General features: G+C 69.3%; 18 protein-coding genes, 2 pseudogenes and 1 riboswitch. Of the genes and pseudogenes, 10 read left to right on the top strand and 10 right to left on the bottom strand.

Going from position 1 to position 16,250, the window contains the following annotated elements:
- Positions 1-51: 51 nt before the first annotated feature.
- Both B116_RS27720 and B116_RS27715 read right to left on the bottom strand, forming a co-directional pair.
- Positions 52-317: pseudogene (locus B116_RS27720) on the bottom strand (hypothetical protein); the annotation flags it as partial.
- A pseudogene (locus B116_RS27715) lies at positions 318-479 on the bottom strand (MerR family transcriptional regulator); the annotation flags it as partial.
- 447 nt (positions 480-926) lie between these two features.
- Between B116_RS27715 and B116_RS0122675 the strand changes: the two are divergent.
- Positions 927-1,403 carry a helix-turn-helix transcriptional regulator gene (locus B116_RS0122675; RefSeq protein WP_027661412.1) on the top strand — a complete coding sequence of 159 codons (477 nt, stop codon included), beginning with the start codon at positions 927-929 and terminating at the stop codon, positions 1,401-1,403.
- 24 nt (positions 1,404-1,427) lie between these two features.
- On the opposite strand, the gene B116_RS0122670 is transcribed toward B116_RS0122675, so the two are convergent.
- A complete protein-coding gene (locus B116_RS0122670) occupies positions 1,428-2,042 on the bottom strand; it encodes a TetR/AcrR family transcriptional regulator (RefSeq protein WP_018722989.1) in 615 nt (204 codons plus the stop codon).
- Positions 2,043-2,112: 70 nt separating this feature from the next.
- Between B116_RS0122670 and B116_RS0122665 the strand changes: the two genes are divergently transcribed.
- A complete protein-coding gene (locus tag B116_RS0122665) occupies positions 2,113-2,682 on the top strand; it encodes a hypothetical protein (RefSeq protein ID WP_027661411.1) in 570 nt (189 codons plus the stop codon).
- A gap of 22 nt (positions 2,683-2,704) precedes the next feature.
- A complete protein-coding gene (locus B116_RS0122660) occupies positions 2,705-4,015 on the top strand; it encodes a dihydrofolate reductase family protein (protein WP_027661410.1) in 1,311 nt (436 codons plus the stop codon).
- Positions 4,016-4,132: 117 nt separating this feature from the next.
- Here B116_RS0122660 and B116_RS0122655 read toward each other — a convergent pair whose 3' ends face one another.
- Both B116_RS0122655 and B116_RS0122650 read right to left on the bottom strand, forming a co-directional pair.
- A complete protein-coding gene (locus B116_RS0122655) occupies positions 4,133-4,690 on the bottom strand; it encodes a GNAT family N-acetyltransferase (RefSeq protein WP_188116064.1) in 558 nt (185 codons plus the stop codon).
- Positions 4,691-4,799: 109 nt separating this feature from the next.
- The gene (locus tag B116_RS0122650; RefSeq protein ID WP_027661409.1) at positions 4,800-5,438 is read right to left on the bottom strand and encodes a class I SAM-dependent methyltransferase; all 639 of its coding nucleotides are present in this window, start codon (positions 5,436-5,438) and stop codon (positions 4,800-4,802) included.
- 121 nt (positions 5,439-5,559) lie between these two features.
- Positions 5,560-5,642: riboswitch (ZMP/ZTP riboswitch) on the top strand.
- Between the two features lie 16 nt (positions 5,643-5,658).
- On the opposite strand from B116_RS0122650, the gene B116_RS0122645 reads away from it, so the two are divergent.
- The gene (locus B116_RS0122645; protein ID WP_027661408.1) at positions 5,659-6,552 is read left to right on the top strand and encodes a bifunctional 5,10-methylenetetrahydrofolate dehydrogenase/5,10-methenyltetrahydrofolate cyclohydrolase; all 894 of its coding nucleotides are present in this window, start codon (positions 5,659-5,661) and stop codon (positions 6,550-6,552) included.
- Positions 6,553-6,635: 83 nt separating this feature from the next.
- Here B116_RS0122645 and B116_RS0122640 read toward each other — a convergent pair whose 3' ends face one another.
- Positions 6,636-7,373 carry a helix-turn-helix transcriptional regulator gene (locus tag B116_RS0122640; protein ID WP_027661407.1) on the bottom strand — a complete coding sequence of 246 codons (738 nt, stop codon included), beginning with the start codon at positions 7,371-7,373 and terminating at the stop codon, positions 6,636-6,638.
- Between the two features lie 70 nt (positions 7,374-7,443).
- Here B116_RS0122640 and B116_RS0122635 point away from each other — a divergent pair, with 70 nt between their 5' ends.
- On the top strand, positions 7,444-7,743 hold the full coding sequence (locus B116_RS0122635) for a hypothetical protein (RefSeq protein WP_018722996.1): 300 nt from the start codon (positions 7,444-7,446) through the stop codon (positions 7,741-7,743).
- A complete protein-coding gene (locus B116_RS0122630) occupies positions 7,740-8,540 on the top strand; it encodes a hypothetical protein (protein WP_027661406.1) in 801 nt (266 codons plus the stop codon). Before B116_RS0122635 ends, B116_RS0122630 begins: the two co-directional genes overlap by 4 nt.
- A 70-nt stretch (positions 8,541-8,610) precedes the next feature.
- On the opposite strand, the gene B116_RS0122625 is transcribed toward B116_RS0122630, so the two are convergent.
- Entirely contained in the window at positions 8,611-9,099 is a 489-nt protein-coding gene (locus tag B116_RS0122625; protein WP_027661405.1) for an Lrp/AsnC family transcriptional regulator, read from the bottom strand.
- A 65-nt stretch (positions 9,100-9,164) separates the two neighbouring features.
- Between B116_RS0122625 and B116_RS0122620 the strand changes: the two genes are divergently transcribed.
- The 4 genes from B116_RS0122620 to B116_RS0122605 all read left to right on the top strand — a co-directional run bounded on the left by B116_RS0122620 (position 9,165) and on the right by B116_RS0122605 (position 12,726).
- Positions 9,165-10,103: an EamA family transporter gene (locus B116_RS0122620; RefSeq protein ID WP_027661404.1), complete on the top strand. Its 939-nt coding sequence runs from the start codon at positions 9,165-9,167 to the stop codon at positions 10,101-10,103.
- A gap of 98 nt (positions 10,104-10,201) precedes the next feature.
- Complete coding sequence (locus B116_RS0122615; RefSeq protein WP_027661403.1) at positions 10,202-11,038, top strand: class I SAM-dependent methyltransferase; 837 nt, start codon at positions 10,202-10,204, stop codon at positions 11,036-11,038.
- Positions 11,039-11,085: 47 nt separating this feature from the next.
- Complete coding sequence (locus B116_RS0122610; protein WP_027661402.1) at positions 11,086-12,192, top strand: coiled-coil domain-containing protein; 1,107 nt, start codon at positions 11,086-11,088, stop codon at positions 12,190-12,192.
- Positions 12,193-12,384: 192 nt separating this feature from the next.
- Positions 12,385-12,726, top strand: coding sequence for an RNA polymerase-binding protein RbpA (locus B116_RS0122605; protein ID WP_012013503.1), 342 nt, complete (start codon positions 12,385-12,387; stop codon positions 12,724-12,726).
- A gap of 217 nt (positions 12,727-12,943) precedes the next feature.
- Here B116_RS0122605 and B116_RS0122600 read toward each other — a convergent pair whose 3' ends face one another.
- From B116_RS0122600 to lnt, 3 genes are all read right to left on the bottom strand, one after another.
- Positions 12,944-13,462 carry an FxsA family protein gene (locus B116_RS0122600; RefSeq protein WP_027661401.1) on the bottom strand — a complete coding sequence of 173 codons (519 nt, stop codon included), beginning with the start codon at positions 13,460-13,462 and terminating at the stop codon, positions 12,944-12,946.
- Between the two features lie 171 nt (positions 13,463-13,633).
- On the bottom strand, positions 13,634-14,422 hold the full coding sequence (locus tag B116_RS0122595) for a polyprenol monophosphomannose synthase (protein ID WP_018723004.1): 789 nt from the start codon (positions 14,420-14,422) through the stop codon (positions 13,634-13,636).
- Entirely contained in the window at positions 14,415-16,031 is a 1,617-nt protein-coding gene (lnt, locus tag B116_RS0122590; protein WP_223874656.1) for an apolipoprotein N-acyltransferase, read from the bottom strand. The genes B116_RS0122595 and lnt overlap by 8 nt, the downstream gene beginning before the upstream one ends.
- Positions 16,032-16,250 lie beyond the last annotated feature (219 nt).

The following is a 16,250-nucleotide window of genomic DNA, read 5'->3' as shown; positions in this document are numbered from 1 at the left end:
GGACTCCACGTGGCACGTTCTGTTAATATACTTAACTGTATAGTGAACTGTCTATAACAATGCTGCCCTGAACCTGCCCGACTGCGGTGCCGACGGATGGGAGTCGAGGCGCTGGGTCGAACCCGCCGCCAAAGCTTCAGAAACGTGCTGGACACCGCTGCGGATCAGGCCGCCGTACTGGTCGTCGGAGAGGCGCGAAACCAGGCTCCGGCCTGCGCCAGATGTTCCCGCGCTCGAGCGGGGTCGCCCAGGCGCCGATGGTCATCAGCGAGGTTGAGGTGTAGCGACGGCTGGAGCACCCGCACCTGCCAGGCGTGCTGATTCGGCGAGTAGTACCGGTACCCGGTGATCGGGTCGACCGCATGGGGTCGCACGAAACCGCAGTCGTCGTAGAAGCCCAGGGCACTGGTGCTGACCTTCGCGGTCCGCGCGAAGACCCCGATCGTCATCCGATCGTCTTGTTCTGTCACGCCGACCATCCTGAGCCTTCAACCGACCTGAAGGTCAACGGCCAACAGGATCGGCGGCCGCGGCGTACTGCCGCCGGCGAATCGGGCAAGGGTGGCACTGCGCAGCCAGGACCACGGGCACCCACCCCGGACAGCGTGAACCGATGCGGCACGACCCGCGCCTGAGCGCAGGCGCGGGTCAGTCCCCCGTTACCGTCACGATCCCATCGCTGACCAGGCGTGGGGACCGATTACCAGTAGGTCCGCCAACCGGTTGCCGGACGAAGGGCCTTCGACGCTTGGCCCGGACCGCCACCGGACGGACAGCTGACAATCTACCTCAGTTGTCACCTAATATATGCCTGTCCACATGAGTGGACTGGCCCGAGGATAGCCATCGCGCACGGAGTGTTGTCAACTGGTGACGATGATGAACTCTGCGTTTCTCGCCTCAGGGGACGGAGCTGGAGGTGCCCCATGACCGACGACACCCCTCGGAGGCGGGGCGACACTGAGCGGTCTCTGGCCGACAAGCTCAACCACCTGTACCAACACAAGCTGCCTACCGGCCGCAAGAAGCCCTACACCGATCGGGAGGTGGCTGAGGCCGTACGACGTACGGGCGGGGATGTCTCCGCCAGCTACCTACACGCGCTGCGCACTGGGAAGCGAACGAACCCGACCAAGCAGCACATGGAGGCGCTGGCAGCGTTCTTCGGTATCCCCGCCGCATACTTTCTCAGTGGCGACACCAGGAATATCGACGCTGAGCTGCGGCAACTCCAGGAGTTACGCGACCTCAACGAAGCGCTGCAGACCCCCGGTGTCCGGGCCGTGGCGCTCAAGGCGCGGGGCCTGTCCGAGGCCAACCGGGCCAACCTCGATGCCATCCTGGATCACGTCCTGTCCCTAGAACGCAGCGCCGGCCAACCCTCGACAAACCCGGAAGCATGACGGCTGTCGGCTCCGGCGATCGGGCTACTGGGTCGCGTCGTCGGCCCCGGTGCTCCTCAGGCTGTCCAGATGCCCGGTAAGCAACAGGCGAAGGCGGCGGGGCGGCATGAGTTCGGCACGCACCAGCGCGTGGAGTGTAAGCCCGTCGAGCAGGGCGTGTAGTCGGGCCTTCTCCACGCCGAGGTCAGCGCCCCGAGCCACCAGCCCGGCCGCCGCGAGTGCGTCGACAGCGATGTCGACCACCCGCCGAACACCGTCATCGGCCTCGCTGAGTCGCGCCTGGGCCGCCGGGTCGACCTGGGCGTGCAAGGTCAGCCACAGCCACACCTCAGCGGCTCGGCGGCGCTGTCGATCCAGCGGCAGGAACTCCTCCAGCACCCGCTGAACGGTCTCGCGGGGCGGCCCGGTCCAGCTCTCCGCGGCGAAACGCTCGGTCACCTTCGCTATCACGTGCTCCATGGCGAAGATCAACAGATCGGCCTGGGTGGCAAAGTAGTGCCGCAGCGCACTGGGTGACCAGCCGGCCTCGGCAGCGATGGTACGCACCGTGGCCGCGGCGACACCATCGCGGTATACGACGCGCCACATCGCCTCGGCCAGCTCGGCGCGGCGCGCCTCGTGGTCAACGATCTTCGGCACGGCTCCTCCGACAGTCGATGACATCCCCCTGCTACTGTGATCGTACAGCGTACTAAAAAGGGGGTCTGGGGTGCTTATCGCGGTGATCGTCGCCTGTGAAGTGGCCTTCTGGCTGCTACTCGCGGCCGGACTGCTAGCCCGGTACCCGCTTCGCCTGCCCCGCGTCGGCGCTGCCCTGCTCCTAGCGGTCCCGGCGGTCGACCTCGTCCTGCTCGCCGCCACGACGATCGACCTGCGCGGCGGCGGGACCGCCACCGCCGCACACGGCCTCGCCGCGGCGTACCTCGGCTTCTCCGTGGCGTTCGGTCACCGCATGGTTCGCTGGGCAGACGTACGCTTCGCGCACCGTTTCGCCGGCGGGCCGCCACCGCCTCGAGCGCCCCGGTACGGACTGGAGCGCACCCGACACGAGTGGCGCGAGTGGGGCCGGGGCCTGCTCGGCTGGGCCGTTGCCTGCGCTCTCCTGCTCGCCGGTATCGCCTTCGTCGGTGACGCCGATCGGACCCAGGAGCTCTGGGGGTGGATCGGGCGACTCAGCCTGGCGATGGCGATCTGGCTTGTCTTCTGGCCGCTCGCGCACACGGTGTTTCCCAAGCGGGAACCACGCCGCCCCACCAACGCTGCGGGCCACACCGGATGAGTCGTGAGCCAGGGCAGCTCCGATGCTGGTCGGACCAGACCAGCATGCCACCACCAGCGCGAAACGGTCAGGTATGACATCAGCCCACCGGGACACGAGCAGTTCAATCTTGTCGGTGCTGGAAGAACTCAGCGCCACCTGGCGCTGGGGAGGCCCACCGACGCTACTCACGATCAGCCATCGGCCGCCGAAGCCGACCGTGCCTGCTATCCTCGCCAGCGGCGTCGACGGGGACGGCCCGCTCGACCTCCTAGCCCGCTGGATCGACCAATGTCGCCGTCATCGTGGCATCGTCCACACCCAGCGGGACCTCGGGGTGGACGCGGTAGCCGTCTCGGGTGAGATCGATGGCCAGTACATCGGCTACGCCATGGACCGCAACGGCCGGGAATACCTCGTGCGAGGCCAACGACGCGTTCCCGGACGGTGCGGCACCAGCGGCACGGATGTCGCGGCCCGCACCCACCTTCCTGATCTCCTCACCGAACGGCTCGCCGAGTTGGTCTGGCGGCTGGCGGGCCCACCGCCCGCCGCTGCCGGTTCTCGCATCCGCGACATGTGGCCCGTTGCCGGGCTGATCGACCTGGACGAGGACGAACTCCACGAACGCTACGCGCTGCCCTCCCACACTGAGGGTCACGTACGCCTCGTCACGGTGTCGAGCCTCGACGGTCTCGCCGCGGTGAACGGCTCCAGCACCGCGCTGACCAGCAGCGGGGACCAGCGGGTCTATCGCCTGATCAAACGAGACGCCGACCTGCTGCTGCTGGGGGCGGCCACGATCCGCGCCGAACAGTACGGGCAGACCGCCCTGTCGGCTCCCGAGATCGCCCGTCGACGGGCCAACGGCTTACCGCCCTATCCGGTCGTCGCGGTTGTCACCCGCAGTCTCGATCTCGACCTGCGTGGCCCGTTGTTCCAGCGCAGCGTCGGAGGTCATAGCCAGCCACGGCCGCTCCTGATCATCCCCGCCGCTGCGGCGCCCAAGGGTGGGACGGCGATAGCCGAAGCCGCGGAGTTCCTGGTCGCCGGCGAACACGACGTCGACCTCAACCAGGCGATCCAGGTGCTGCAACAGCGGGGGCACCGACGCATCGTCTGCGAAGGTGGTCCCGCACTGGCCGGTCAGCTGGCCCGGGCGGACCTGCTCGACGAGATCTGCATGACGATCAGCCCGCAGCTGCTGGCGGTGACCGGCCCGCGGATCACCGCCGGCCCGGCGGGGCAACCCGCGGACGGGCAGTGGCAGCTGCGCCGGTCTCTCCTCGACGAGCGGGGCAACCTGTTCCTCCGCTACGCCCGCCCTGGCCCGGCCGACCGGCAGGTCGGGTAGCCGATCTATCGCGTATCTCACCCTTGAAGAGCAGCCAGGATCACCGGGAGTAGCGACAGCTCCAGGCGTCATGGTCGCCGACGGACTCCCGGCGGTCCGACTTTCCTGGACGCGACCTCACGCTGGACGACGTTCGTTCAGGATTCGCTGGAAGATCAGATGGTCCTGCCAGGCACCGTCGATATGCAGGTAGTTGGCCGCGGTGCCGATCAGCGTGAACCCAGCTTTGGTGAGAACGCGCTGACTTCCTACGTTGCGCACGAGGGTGCCGGCCTCAAGCCGGTGCAGGTCGGCCACGTCGTCAGCGAGCCGGCAGGCATGCTGAACAGCCTGCGTAGCGAGCCCTCGCCCGGCATACCCATGGTCGACCCAGTAGCCGATGTTGGCACTGCGGAAGGGTCCGAGTGTGACGTTGGACAGTGTCAGCGTCCCAACGACCCGACCCCCCTCGTCCAACACCCAGGGCCATGCCTGGCCCGAATCCAGGAGCCGGAGCTGATCCTGAACCCGGCTCCGCTGCGCCTCCAACGTGAAGAAGGCGTCCGCCCGCCGTGGCTCCCACGGCTGCAGGTATGCCCGATTGAGAAGGTATGCCTCGCTCAGCGGCCCCGCATCGGACTCTTCCAGCAGACGCATCACAATCGAATCAGCTAAGGGAACAGGACCGATGTTCACCCTTGTGAGCGTAGTGCCCTGGCGGCAACGCGCCAGGGCTGGCGGCGGCGAAATCCGCCACAGCCAACCCGCAACGCACCGTGACCACGGGTCCGCTGCTGCCGGATCGTCAGTCGCGGTCCGGACGTCGCAGGGTCAATGATTGGAAGCAGTAGCCATGACCGGTATCGACCAGGTGGAAGTCCACCACGTCGAACTGCGCGGCGGTGGCAAAGCCGAGCAGCTGTTCGTCGGTGCGCCACGAGAAGAAGCGCGGCGGCACGTGCAGGTCATTGTCGCTGGGACCCTCGGTGCTCTCGTCGCCGCCGTACACCCCGACGAAGTAGAGGCCACCGGGTCGCAGGACGGCCCGGATTGCTGCCAGAACCGCAGGCAGATCATGGTTGGGCACGTGCAGCAGGCAGTTCATCGCGAATACCGCATCAAAGGAACCGGCCGGAAAGTCCAGGTGCAGAAAGTCCATCACGTGGGCATCGATGCCCTTGGCCCGGCAGTGCTCGACCATCACCGGCGACAGGTCGGCCGCGACGACGACAAGCCCCTCCTGCTGAAAGAACACGCTGTCCTGCCCGGTGCCCGCGCCGACCTCCAGCAGCCGCGCACCCGATGCCAGACGGTCCCGGAACACCTGACGCTCCGCTAACTTCCACGGTTGCTTGGGCAGCCCGTCGCGCCAGGCTGCGCGAGTGTCATACGCCTGCCGCAGCGGGTCGAGAACCTCGTCATATCGAACGTCCATGTCGGTCATTGTCTCGGGTACGGTCCGGCGGCCCACGCACCGCCTTCCACGCCCCTGCCGCGGTCCGGCAACGACCCGACCCGATCGGCGCTGGCGAGGGCGTTCCCACCGTGGGCGGGCTGTGGCAGGCTGGGGTCGACGCGACTGGCGGCACCGAGGATGGACGACCATCAGGGAGCTCGTCGCGGAGGGTCGACCGCCTGGGCCTTCCGTGGGGGCGAGGTGCGCCATGTCCAAGTCCATGTCGAAGTCGGTCGCACGGTCCCTGCCGGGTGCGCCGGTAGCCGAGCAGATCCTGACCGAGGTGACGCAGGAGGTCGCCCAGCTGCGGGGCGCCGGGGTGACCCCGGCCCTGGCGACGGTGCTGGTGGGCGACGACGACGCGAGCGTCGGATACATCCGGATCAAGCAGCGGCAGGCCATGCAGTTGGGGTTCGCTTCCCCACATGTGCGGCTGCCGGAGTCGTCGTCGCAGGCGGACCTGCAGGCGGTGGTAGCCCAGTTGAGTGCGGATGCGTCGGTGCACGGGGTGTTGGTGCAGCACCCGGTTCCCCGGCACCTGGACTTTGACCGGGCGATGCAGGCACTGGATCCGGAGAAGGACGTCGACGGGATGCACCCGGTGAACCTGGGCCGGTTGGCGTTGGGGCTGCCGGGGCCGGCTCCGTGCACACCGGCGGGGATCGAAGCGTTGCTGGCGTACCACGGGGTGCCGGTGGCCGGCCGGGAGGTGGTGGTGCTGGGCCGGGGTGCCACGTTGGGGCGTCCGCTGGCGATGTTGCTGGCGCAGAAGCGGCCGACGGCGAACGCCGCGGTGACGGTGGTGCACACCGGGGTGACGGACTGGCCGCGGTACACCCGGCGGGCGGAGATCCTGGTGGCGGCGGCGGGAGTGCCGGGTCTCGTCCGCCCGGAGCACCTGCGCCCGGGAGCGGTCGTGGTCGGTGGTGGGGTGCGGTACGAGGGGCGGCGGCTGCTGCCGGACGTGGACGAGTCATGCGCGACCGTGGCGGGGGCGATGACTCCCCGCGTCGGCGGGGTCGGCCCGACGACGGTGGCGATGGTGTTCCGGAACGCGGTGCGGGCGGCACGGCAGGCCCTGACTCCACCGCGCCCCCGGTGAAGGCGGGCACTCGGCGCAGGGGCCGGACCGGGCGGATTCGACAAGCGGATCGCCAAGCCCTGCACCTGCCGCGTTGACGGCGTCTACATGGTTCGTACGGCTTCCTCGCCAGCCGCCAGGAAGGGGGCGGGTGGTCGTAGGCGGAATTCGGTGGACATCGTCTGGATGTCCTGGATCCGGTCGATGCGGAAGGAGCGGATGTCGTTCCGGAGCCGGTCCCACGTCAGCGCATACCAGACGGGCATGTTGTAGTAGAGGAACTGGATCTCGATCTCGCGCTCGGTGACGGCGCTGTGCCGGTCCTCGTAGCGCACCAGCGCCGTGCGGCATCGCGTGAATGAGTCCAGCAGTTCCTTCATCACTGCGCCCCGGGGCGAGGCGTAGCTGGCAAGTACCGGCACGGATGCGGTCTGACCGATCACGATCCGTCGACGCAGTGCAAGGATGCGACGGGCCTGCGCCGGTGCGAACGCCGCGGCGACTTTACGGGTGATCGAGCGTAGGTCATCCAGCAGCAGCGGCGAGCCGACCTTCTCAGCGATGGTGAGGCTGAGAAGCAGGCCGAGCGCCTCAGACTCATTGAGGTGGACTCTGCCGAGCGACCATCCGGACTCAAGGCGCAGCCCGCCACCCGTTCCCCGGTCTCCCTCGATGGGGACGCCCGTCTCCCGTAGCAGCGCGAGGTCGCGGTGCAGGGTGCGTGTGCTGACCCCCAGTTCCGCGGCGAGGTCGGCGGCCGTTGGGTGGTCGCGTTCCGCCAAGAGCGCTTTGAGCCGGTCCAGGCGCAGGATCCGGTTCTCCCGGGACTGATCGCTACTCATCCTCCAAATATGTCAGCCCGTGACATGTTACCCCCTATCGTCACTCTCACCACGGAAGGAGAAGAGCACCATGCACATCGCACTGGCACCGTTCGGACTCCAGGCAGGCGTCTCCGAGGACACCCTGCTCAGCGCCTCCGACCGGTTTGAGGAAGAGTTTGTCAGCAAGCAGGACGGGATCATCAAGAGGATTCTCGTGAAGGACGGCGAAGGCGGCGGTTACGCCGACGTCGTGTTCTTCCGCGACCTGCGATCGATCGACGCGGTCGTCGAAGCAGAGCGGAAGAGCGACGTCTGCGCCGCATTCTTCTCGATCATGGACGGTGACGGGTCGCACCGCGTCTACGAAGTCCTGAAGAGCTACGAGTGACGGCGGCGCGGATTCCCTTCAAGGACCTGTTCTTCACGCGGGAGAAGGTCGAGCATATCGCTGGCGAGATCAAAGATGTGGACTCGGCATTCAGGGCGGACGATTTCGTTGCCATGGTCGTTGCTCGGTTCCCGGAACTCGAGCTCAAGGCCCGCATCGCCTGGATCGCCACCTGCCTGGATAGATATCTGCCGCGCAGCTTCCGGGAGGCAGCGAGCACACTGACGCGCTCGCTGCCCGCCCCGGCCGACCCGGCCCTCTCCGACGGCGACTTCGGTGACTTCATCTACGCGCCATACGCCGAGTACGTCGCCCGGCACGGTTGCACCGCCGAGGACCTCGAGTTCTCGCTGGCCACGCTCCGCGAAATCACCACGCGCTTCTCCGCCGAATTCGCGATCCGGCCCTTCCTGGACGCCTTCCCCGACCAGGTACTGACAACGCTGCTGGCCTGGACCGAGGACCAGCACTATCACGTACGGCGACTGTGCAGCGAGGGCACGCGGCCGCGGCTCCCGTGGGCACGGAATCTGACGCTGCCCCACGACGTGGGGATCCCGGTCCTGGACCGGCTCTTCGCAGACCCCACCCGCTACGTCACCCGGTCCGTGGCCAACCACGTCAATGACATCTGTAAGAAGGACCCGGAACTGGCACTCGACACTCTCGAGCGCTGGCGGAGCTCAGCGCTCCAGCAGCCGCGGGAGATGCGCTATGTAGTCCGCCATGGCGCGCGGACCCTCCGCCGGGCGGGCCATCCCCGAGCACTCGACCTCGTCAGCTCCCCCCTTTCCTGAGCAGGACGGGCAAGCGAGGAAAACTGGCCTCGAGGGGGGTGCAACACCGCGAAACTTCGTGGTCCAGGCACTAGCTTCGCCCGGGCGTGCGGGGTGCCACCGGTGTGGAGACGATGAACGAACTGGTGGTCTGGCCGTAGAGCAGGAACTGGTCGAGGACCGCCGCCAGCGCGTCAACGGCGGCTACGTGCACCTTGAGCAGGAAGCAGTCCTCACCGGAGATCCGGTGGCACTCACTGACTTCGGGAGTGCGGGCGGCCAGGTCTGCGATCTTCGGCAGCTGCCCTGGGCCGGGTTGGATCCGCACCCAGGCGGCGACGGGGAGGCCCAGCGCCGCAGGGTCGATTTCGACGCGGTAGCCGCGGATGACGCCGGCCTGTTCGAGCCGGTGAAGACGCTCCCGCACGGCCGGCGCGGACATGCCGACCTGGCGCGCCAGCTCGGCGGCGCTGGCGCGCGGGTCGTCCCGCAGGGCGCGGAGCAGGCGGCGATTGGTGTCGTCGAGTAGCGAATTTCCATTTGGAAGGCCAGTCGGGGGTCTTGGCGTGCGGTAGGTCATCGTCATACTCCTTCCACCTTCGATCGTGCATGGTGTCACGCGCTACTACCTTCGACGATAGGGGAATGCCACGATCAATCTCCCGCTCGGGCACCCCGTCACCGACGGCGGTGACGGCACCGCGGGTACCACCCCACGCCTACTTCGTCGTCAGCGCGGTGTTCCACTATCTCGGTCCGGCGTTCGCGGTACTGCTCTTCGTCCGCGTGGACGCGCTGGGCGTGGCGTGGCTGCGTATCGCCGCCGCCGCCACGGTGTTCGCGTTGTGGCGGCGGCCGTGGCGACGCTGGCGGCACCTGGACCGGCCCACCCGCCGGCTGCTGACCGGGTGGGCCGCCGTTCTGGCGGCCATGAACAGCGTCTTCTACCTAGCTTTGGAGCGGCTGCCGTTGGGCACGGTCGCCGCAATCGAATTCCTGCCGGTCATCGTCTTGGCGGCCTACGCCGCCAGAACTCGTCGAAACCTGGTCGCGTTGGCCTGCGCGGTCGCCGGGGTGTACCTGCTCACCGATGTTCGCCTGGTCGCCGAACCGCTCGGAATCGCCTTCGCCGCGGCCAACGCTGTGCTGTTCGCCGCCTATATTGTGCTGGGGCACCGCGTCGCCCGTCATCAACAGCTGTCCGGCATCGACGGTCTTGCCTTGGCCATGCTGATCGCCGCCGTCTTCGCGCTACCGGTCGGCATCGTTGACGCCGCACCCGCCGCCGTTGACGTGGTCACCCTGGCTGCCGGCGTCGGCGTCGGCGTCACCTCGTCGGTCATCCCCTACGTCACCGACCAGCTCGCCATGGCCCGGCTACCCCGGGCCACCTACGCCCTCCTGGTCAGCATTCTCCCGGCGACCGCGACGGTGATCGGGGTCATCGTGCTGGCCCAGATCCCCGCCGCACCGGAGATCGTCGGGGTCGGTCTGGTGGTCGCAGGTGTCGCCGTTCACCAGGACGGCGAGCCGCCGCACCAGCGCGCTTCCGAGGACGTGGCCGACCCGTCTGTGACACGCTGAGAATCACGGCCTGAAAGCGGTCCGGAGCGAACAACGGGAGGGCTTTGCACGCACGGTCCCGGCGAGGGCGTGCGACCAGGTGAGAGGCGTGAAGCCAGGTGAGTGACCTCAGCGCAGACCGATTCCTCGAGTCGAATCGGAGACTGTGGGATGAATGGGCGGAAATACACGCCCGGTCGGTCTGGTACGACCTGGCGTCGGTACGCCGAGGCACCTGCAAACTGCGGTCATACGAGATCGACGAAGTGGGCGAGGTGGCAGGCCGAAGCCTGCTGCACCTTCAGTGCCAACTCGGCACCGACACCGTCTCGTGGGCGCGGCGGGGTGCGACGGTCACGGGGGTCGACTTCTCGCCCCACGCGGTCGCTGTCGCCCGCCAACTCGCCGCCGACACCGGAATCGACGCCCACTTCGTCTGCGGCGACGTCCTGACCCTGCCGGCCGCCCTGACCGCAACCTTCGACATTGTCTACACCTCGCGGGGGGTGCTGGGTTGGCTGCCAGATCTGACCCGGTGGGCGCAGGTGGTGGCGCACTTCCTGGCACCCGGTGGCGTCTTCTACGTCACCGACATCCACCCGATAGCCGAGGTCCTGGACTCGTCCGCGTCCGAGCTTCGAATCAGCCGGCCCTACTTCCCCCGAATCGAACCGGTTGGCTACCCGGTGCGGGGCAGCTATGTCGACCGCGACGCCCAGGTCGTCACCGAGATGGAGTACCTGTGGCCGCACAGCGTCGCGGAACTGATCACCGCTGTCGCGCGGGCAGGGCTCGTGATCGAGTTCTTCCACGAGTTCCCGTGGCTGGATCGGCCGTGGCCGTTCCTACACAAGCAGGAGGGGCTGGGGTGGACCCTCCCGCCCGGCGGGCAGGGCGAGTTGCCGCTGTTCTTCTCACTCCGGGCGCGTAAGCCGACCGCCGGCGACGATGGATAGCCCACCGCACCACCGACGGCAGCGACGGCATCTAGACTCGGCGTCCGATGGACGAGCAGGCCGCACCCGCCGACCCCCGCCCCTGCGCCCACTGCGGACGCCCGGTGCCGCAGCGCACCGGAGCGGGCCGACCGTTTCGCTACTGCCGGGACAACGACGGCGCCTGCCAACAGGCCGCCCGTACCAGCCGGATGCGCCACCGTAACGCCCCCGGGCTCCCCGGGCAGGTCGCCCGTACCTGGGAGGCCGTGGACCGGCTCGACCAGATCGTGGCGGCGCTCACCGAGGCGCTGCACGCCCAGCTGTCCCCGGTCGGGGTGGAACAGCAACTGGCCCAGGCGCGGGCCGACGCCGCCAACCAGGTAGCGGCGGCGCAGACCGATCGGGACGAGGCACGCCGCGCCGCCGAGGACGCCGCCGCAGCCACCGTCCAGGCCCGAGAGCAGGCCCGCAACGCCACCGCCGAGCAGGAACGCGCCCGCACTGAAGCGGCCCGCGCCGTCGCGGAGGCCACCGCCGCCGTGGACCGCGCCGACCAGGCCCGACAGGCACGGGACCAGGCCCGCCAGGAGGCGAGCGCGGCGCAGGCACTCCTGGGGCAGGCCCAACAGGACCGCGACACCGCCCGTACGCAGCTACGTAGCACCAGTGCCGAACTCACCGCCCAGCGGCAGCACGCCGCGGACCTGGCCGCGGAACGCGACGCCGCCCGCGCCGCCGCGGAACGGGCCGCGCAGGCGGAGGCCACGGCCACTGAGCAGGCCCGCGGACACCGCGCCGACGCGCAACAGGCCCGCCAGGACACGCAACGGGCTCAGGCGCAGGCCGCGGCGGCGACGCAGGAGCGGGACCGGGCGGTGGCCGACCGGGACCAGGCCGAAGCGCAACGCCAGCAGGCCGTGCGGGACACGGAACGGGCGCACGCGGATGCGACGACCCTCGCCGAGCAGCGCGAATCACTTCGCGGGCAGCTGACCGCCGCCCAGCAGGACCAGGCCACCGCGCAGGGCCAACTGGCGGAGCTGACGGCGCGGCTGCGGGCCGCCGAGAGCGACCGGGACGAGGCACACCGGCGAGTCGCCCAACTCGCCGACCAGGTCGCCCAGCTGGCGGCTGCCCTGGCACACCGGGAGGCGTCCACACCCGTACGCTGACCCGAGGGCGACATCATCACGGTTCAGCCACCCCGCGAACTTTCGACCAGGTCGGGGCGACCCCGCCGGGCCGAGCTGCCCTCCGGCTACCCTGGTTGCCGGCCCGTCACGTGCCACCGGGCGGGAATGGCCCGACGGACACCGACTGTTACACCGAGACAGACCAGCACCACAAACGAGGGGAAGACGATCATGGGCGAGCGCATGCTGCGCGGAAGCCGTCTGGGCGCGGTCAGCTACGAATCCGACCGTAACACCGAGCTCGCGCCGCGTCAGACCCGCGAATACCTATGCGCTAAGGGTCACCAGTTCGAGGTGCCGTTCGCCGTTGACGCCGAGGTCCCGATGACCTGGGAATGTAAGTTCGACGGCAGCGTCGCCCGGCTGGTTGACGGCAACGAACCGGAGCAGAAGAAGGCGAAGCCGCCGCGCACCCACTGGGACATGCTGTTGGAGCGGCGTTCGATCGCCGAACTTGAGGACATTCTCGCCGAACGGCTCAAGGAAGTCCGCACCCGCCGCGGGCGCGCCTGAACCACTCGACACGACACCCGCCCCAGGTCATCCCACCCGGGGCGGGTGTCGTCGTATCACGGTCAGTCAGCCCGGGGCGCGTCGCGGGTCAGCCGCGGTCCTGGGCGCCGGGTCGCGGGTCAGTCAGCCCGGGCGCCGGATTGCGGTCGGCGGCTGCGGGCGCCGAGTGCGCCACCTCAACGCCGGGTGCGCCACCTCAGCGCTCCGGGTGCCCGCCTCAACTCTGCCGGGGCTCGATGATCTCGCCCTCAATGGGCTGACCGCCGTCGACCACGGTCGGCTCCGCCGACGGCGGCTGCTGCTGCGGAGTGCCCCGGTGCACCCGCACCCGGCGCGGCCCAAACAGGTCACCGGCGACCATCGACGACACTCGCCGCTCGGCCGTGCGCCGCACCCCCGCGCGGGCCAGCCGACGCACCGGCGGCACCAGCAGCACCATCCCCAGCGCGCCACTGAGCAGCCCCGGAGTGGCCAACAACAGCGCACCGAGCAACCCCACCAAACCATCGGTGACCTGCGTGCCCGGCGGCTGACCAGCCCGTGCGGCGGTCTGGAAGCCCCGCCACGCGCGCATCCCCTCCCGGCGCAGCAACGCCATGCCCAACAGCGATGCGGTGAACACGGCCAACACCGCAATTCCGAACCCGGCAGCGCGACCCACGGCCACGAACACCGCCAGCTCCACCAACCCCGCCAGCAACAACGCCAACGGTACGAACCTCAGTCCCCGGCGCATCCTCACCTCACCACCCGACCGCCACGCCCCCACCGTCCGGTTCCCCGGGTGGAGTACGTCGTCCCGCCTGTCCAGCATGACACGGCCACACCGCCGCCGGTCTCCACGCCACCAGCAGCCGGGGCGTCGGCGACGCCACCACCGGGCAGCGGAGGGAACCCGGGGGCGGCACTACGGCCAACGGACCTGCCCCGTGGTCGTACCGTGTAGCCCCCGGCGGAAGGCCAGCCGCCGATCCGCCACCGCCCATCCGGTGATCCGCCACAACGCCTCGGCGACGATGAACGGGCTCATCTTGCTGCTGCCCCGTTCGCGCTCGGCGAACGTGATCGGTACCTCCACGATCCGCGCCCCGGCCCGGTGCGCCAACCGGGACAACTCCACCTGGAACGAATACCCCTGCGAACACACCGACGCTAGGTCCAACGCGTCCAGAGCACTGAGCCGGTACACCCGGTAGCCGCCGGTGGCGTCGGAGACCGGCATCCTCAGGGCCAGCCGCGCGTACAGGTTGCCGCAGCGCGATAGCAGCAGCCGCCGCAGCGGCCAGTTGAGCACCTGCGCCCCCCGGGTCCACCGGGACCCGATCACCACGTCCGCGTCCCGGGCCGCGGCCAGCATCGCCGGCAGATCCTCCGGCGCGTGTGAGCCGTCGGCGTCCATCTCCACCACCGCGTCGTAGCCGCGCTGCCGCGCCCACCCAAACCCGGCCAGATAGGCGGCGCCCAGCCCCTCCTTGCCCTCCCGGTGCAGCACATGCACCCGCCGATCCTGCCCGGCGAGGGCCTCAGCGACCGCGCCGGTGCCATCCGGGCTGTTGTCGTCGGCAACCAGAATGTCCACCGACGGCACCGCCCGACGTACCCGTTCCACAATCCAGCTCAGGTTGTCGGCCTCGTTGTAGGTCGGGATGACCACGAGCACCCGCCCCACCCCGGGATGACCGGTCTCATCACGCACCGTCCTGCCTCCCTCTCACCGGCGTACCAGCCGTCGCCGCACCGCGGGCGCGTCGCCGCACCCCAGCTGCGGCCAGGACCGCCACGGCCAGGACCGTCAGCGCCGCCTCCGGCCACAACCCGACCCGGGTCGCGAAGGTTTCTCCGTCGGCGAGGTGCAGCTGCCGCACCACGATCGCGCGGGTATTGAACCCGGTGGCATCACTTACCCGCCCATCCGGGGAAACGAACCCAGAAACGCCCACCGTCGAGGCCATCAGCGCCGGGCGACCATGCTCGACCGCCCGCAACCGCACCATGGCCAGCTGCTGACGGGCCTCAGCCACATCGAAGGTGGCGTTATTGGTCTGCACCACCAGCAGCTGCGCCCCACCGGTAACAGTGTCCCGGACCACCTCGTCGTAGGCGACCTCGAAGCAGATCACATCGCCGAGCACCACCGGACCGGCAGCCAGCACCCCCGGGGTGCTACCCGGCACGAAATCAGACCGCACCCGGTCAACCTGCTTGCTGACCAGTCGAGCCACATCACGAAACGGCACATATTCGGCGAAGGGCACCGGATGCCGCTTCGTGTACAACTGGTCGAGGTCCGGACCGGTCCCCGGCCGCCACAGCAGCCCCGCGTTGCGTACCTGGCCCTCCCCTGGGCCGCGTAGCACCGCCCCAACCAGGATCGGCACACCCACCGCGTCCGCAGCCGACTGGATCCGGTCACTGGCGGAAGCGTCTTGCAGCGGGTCGATATCGCTGGAGTTCTCCGGCCACACCACCAGGTCGGGGCGGGGTCGGGCGCCGGAGGCCACCTGGTCGGCCAACTCGACGGTGGCCTCGACGTGGTTGTTCAGCACCGCCTGCCGTTGGGCGTTGAAGTCCAGCCCCAGCCGCGGCACATTGCCCTGCACGATCGCCACCGTCACCGCCTCCCCACCACCATCGGCGCGAATCGGCACAAGCAGCCCGACAGCCGGCATTGCCAGCACCGCCACCATCGCCCCCACCGCCGGCGCCCACCGCCGGCCCGGGTGGCGATACACCGCCCAGCCCGTCCACACGGCGGCCACCAGGAGCCCACCGATCATCGCGACCGCGAAGGTGACCAACGGCGCCCCGCCCAGGGCGGCAAACCGCAGCAGCGGCGACCCGTCCTGGCTGAACGCCAGCCGACCCCACGGAAAACCACCGAACGGAGTGCGATCACGCAGCGCCTCCTGCGCCACCCACAGCACCCCGGTCACCACCGGCCATCCCCACCGGAACCGGTCAACCAGCGGAGAAACCCACGCGGTCGCCGCGCCCAGCAGCGCCAGATAGCCGGCCTGCAACAGCGACAGCAGTACCCACGGCAAGTAGCCGGTGTGCAGGTTGGTCCAGCCCAGCAGCGGAGCGAAAAACGCCACCCCGGTCAGGAACCCGAGACCAGCGCCAGCGCGCGGACGCCGACGGTGGGCTGCACCAGCCAACAGCGCCACTCCGACAGCCGCCAGCGGCCACACCCCGTACGGTGGAAACGCGAGCAGCATCGCCACGCCCCCACCAACCGCCGCCACCATCGCAACCGGCAACGGCAACCGGCGTTCCCGCATAACTCCCACAGCCGTCGCCGGCATGTCCACGATCACCTGCCGAAGGGTACCCGGCCCGATTCGAGCCGCCCCGCCAGCGCAGACCACGACAGCCTCACTCGACCGGCCCCCGGGGTAAACGGAAATCGGGGCGCGGCGGTTGCCGCGCCCCGATGCTCCCAGGCCCTTCCCGGCCGGTGGGGCGAGAATGGGACGCGCCGACCTTCGGACCGACCGGACGGCAGACTGGCTGCCCCCGCCTGG

Source organism: Salinispora fenicalii, from assembly GCF_000514815.1.
Classification (GTDB): domain Bacteria; phylum Actinomycetota; class Actinomycetes; order Mycobacteriales; family Micromonosporaceae; genus Micromonospora; species Micromonospora fenicalii.
The sequence above is the reverse complement of the archived record's forward strand: the minus strand, read 5'-3'. Positions and strand labels throughout refer to the sequence as shown.

What these genes read in the sequence shown, in the direction of transcription:
- B116_RS0122675 (WP_027661412.1), top strand. Translation starts at nt 927, where the DNA reads ATGACCGACGACACCCCTCGGAGGCGGGGCGACACTGAGCGGTCTCTG.
- B116_RS0122660 (WP_027661410.1), top strand. Translation starts at nt 2,705, where the DNA reads ATGCTGGTCGGACCAGACCAGCATGCCACCACCAGCGCGAAACGGTCA.
- B116_RS0122650 (WP_027661409.1), bottom strand. Translation starts at nt 5,438, where the DNA reads ATGACCGACATGGACGTTCGATATGACGAGGTTCTCGACCCGCTGCGG.
- B116_RS0122645 (WP_027661408.1), top strand. Translation starts at nt 5,659, where the DNA reads ATGTCCAAGTCCATGTCGAAGTCGGTCGCACGGTCCCTGCCGGGTGCG.
- B116_RS0122640 (WP_027661407.1), bottom strand. Translation starts at nt 7,373, where the DNA reads ATGAGTAGCGATCAGTCCCGGGAGAACCGGATCCTGCGCCTGGACCGG.
- B116_RS0122635 (WP_018722996.1), top strand. Translation starts at nt 7,444, where the DNA reads ATGCACATCGCACTGGCACCGTTCGGACTCCAGGCAGGCGTCTCCGAG.
- B116_RS0122625 (WP_027661405.1), bottom strand. Translation starts at nt 9,099, where the DNA reads ATGACCTACCGCACGCCAAGACCCCCGACTGGCCTTCCAAATGGAAAT.
- B116_RS0122620 (WP_027661404.1), top strand. Translation starts at nt 9,165, where the DNA reads ATGCCACGATCAATCTCCCGCTCGGGCACCCCGTCACCGACGGCGGTG.
- B116_RS0122610 (WP_027661402.1), top strand. Translation starts at nt 11,086, where the DNA reads ATGGACGAGCAGGCCGCACCCGCCGACCCCCGCCCCTGCGCCCACTGC.
- B116_RS0122605 (WP_012013503.1), top strand. Translation starts at nt 12,385, where the DNA reads ATGGGCGAGCGCATGCTGCGCGGAAGCCGTCTGGGCGCGGTCAGCTAC.
- B116_RS0122600 (WP_027661401.1), bottom strand. Translation starts at nt 13,462, where the DNA reads ATGCGCCGGGGACTGAGGTTCGTACCGTTGGCGTTGTTGCTGGCGGGG.
- lnt (WP_223874656.1), bottom strand. Translation starts at nt 16,031, where the DNA reads ATGCCGGCGACGGCTGTGGGAGTTATGCGGGAACGCCGGTTGCCGTTG.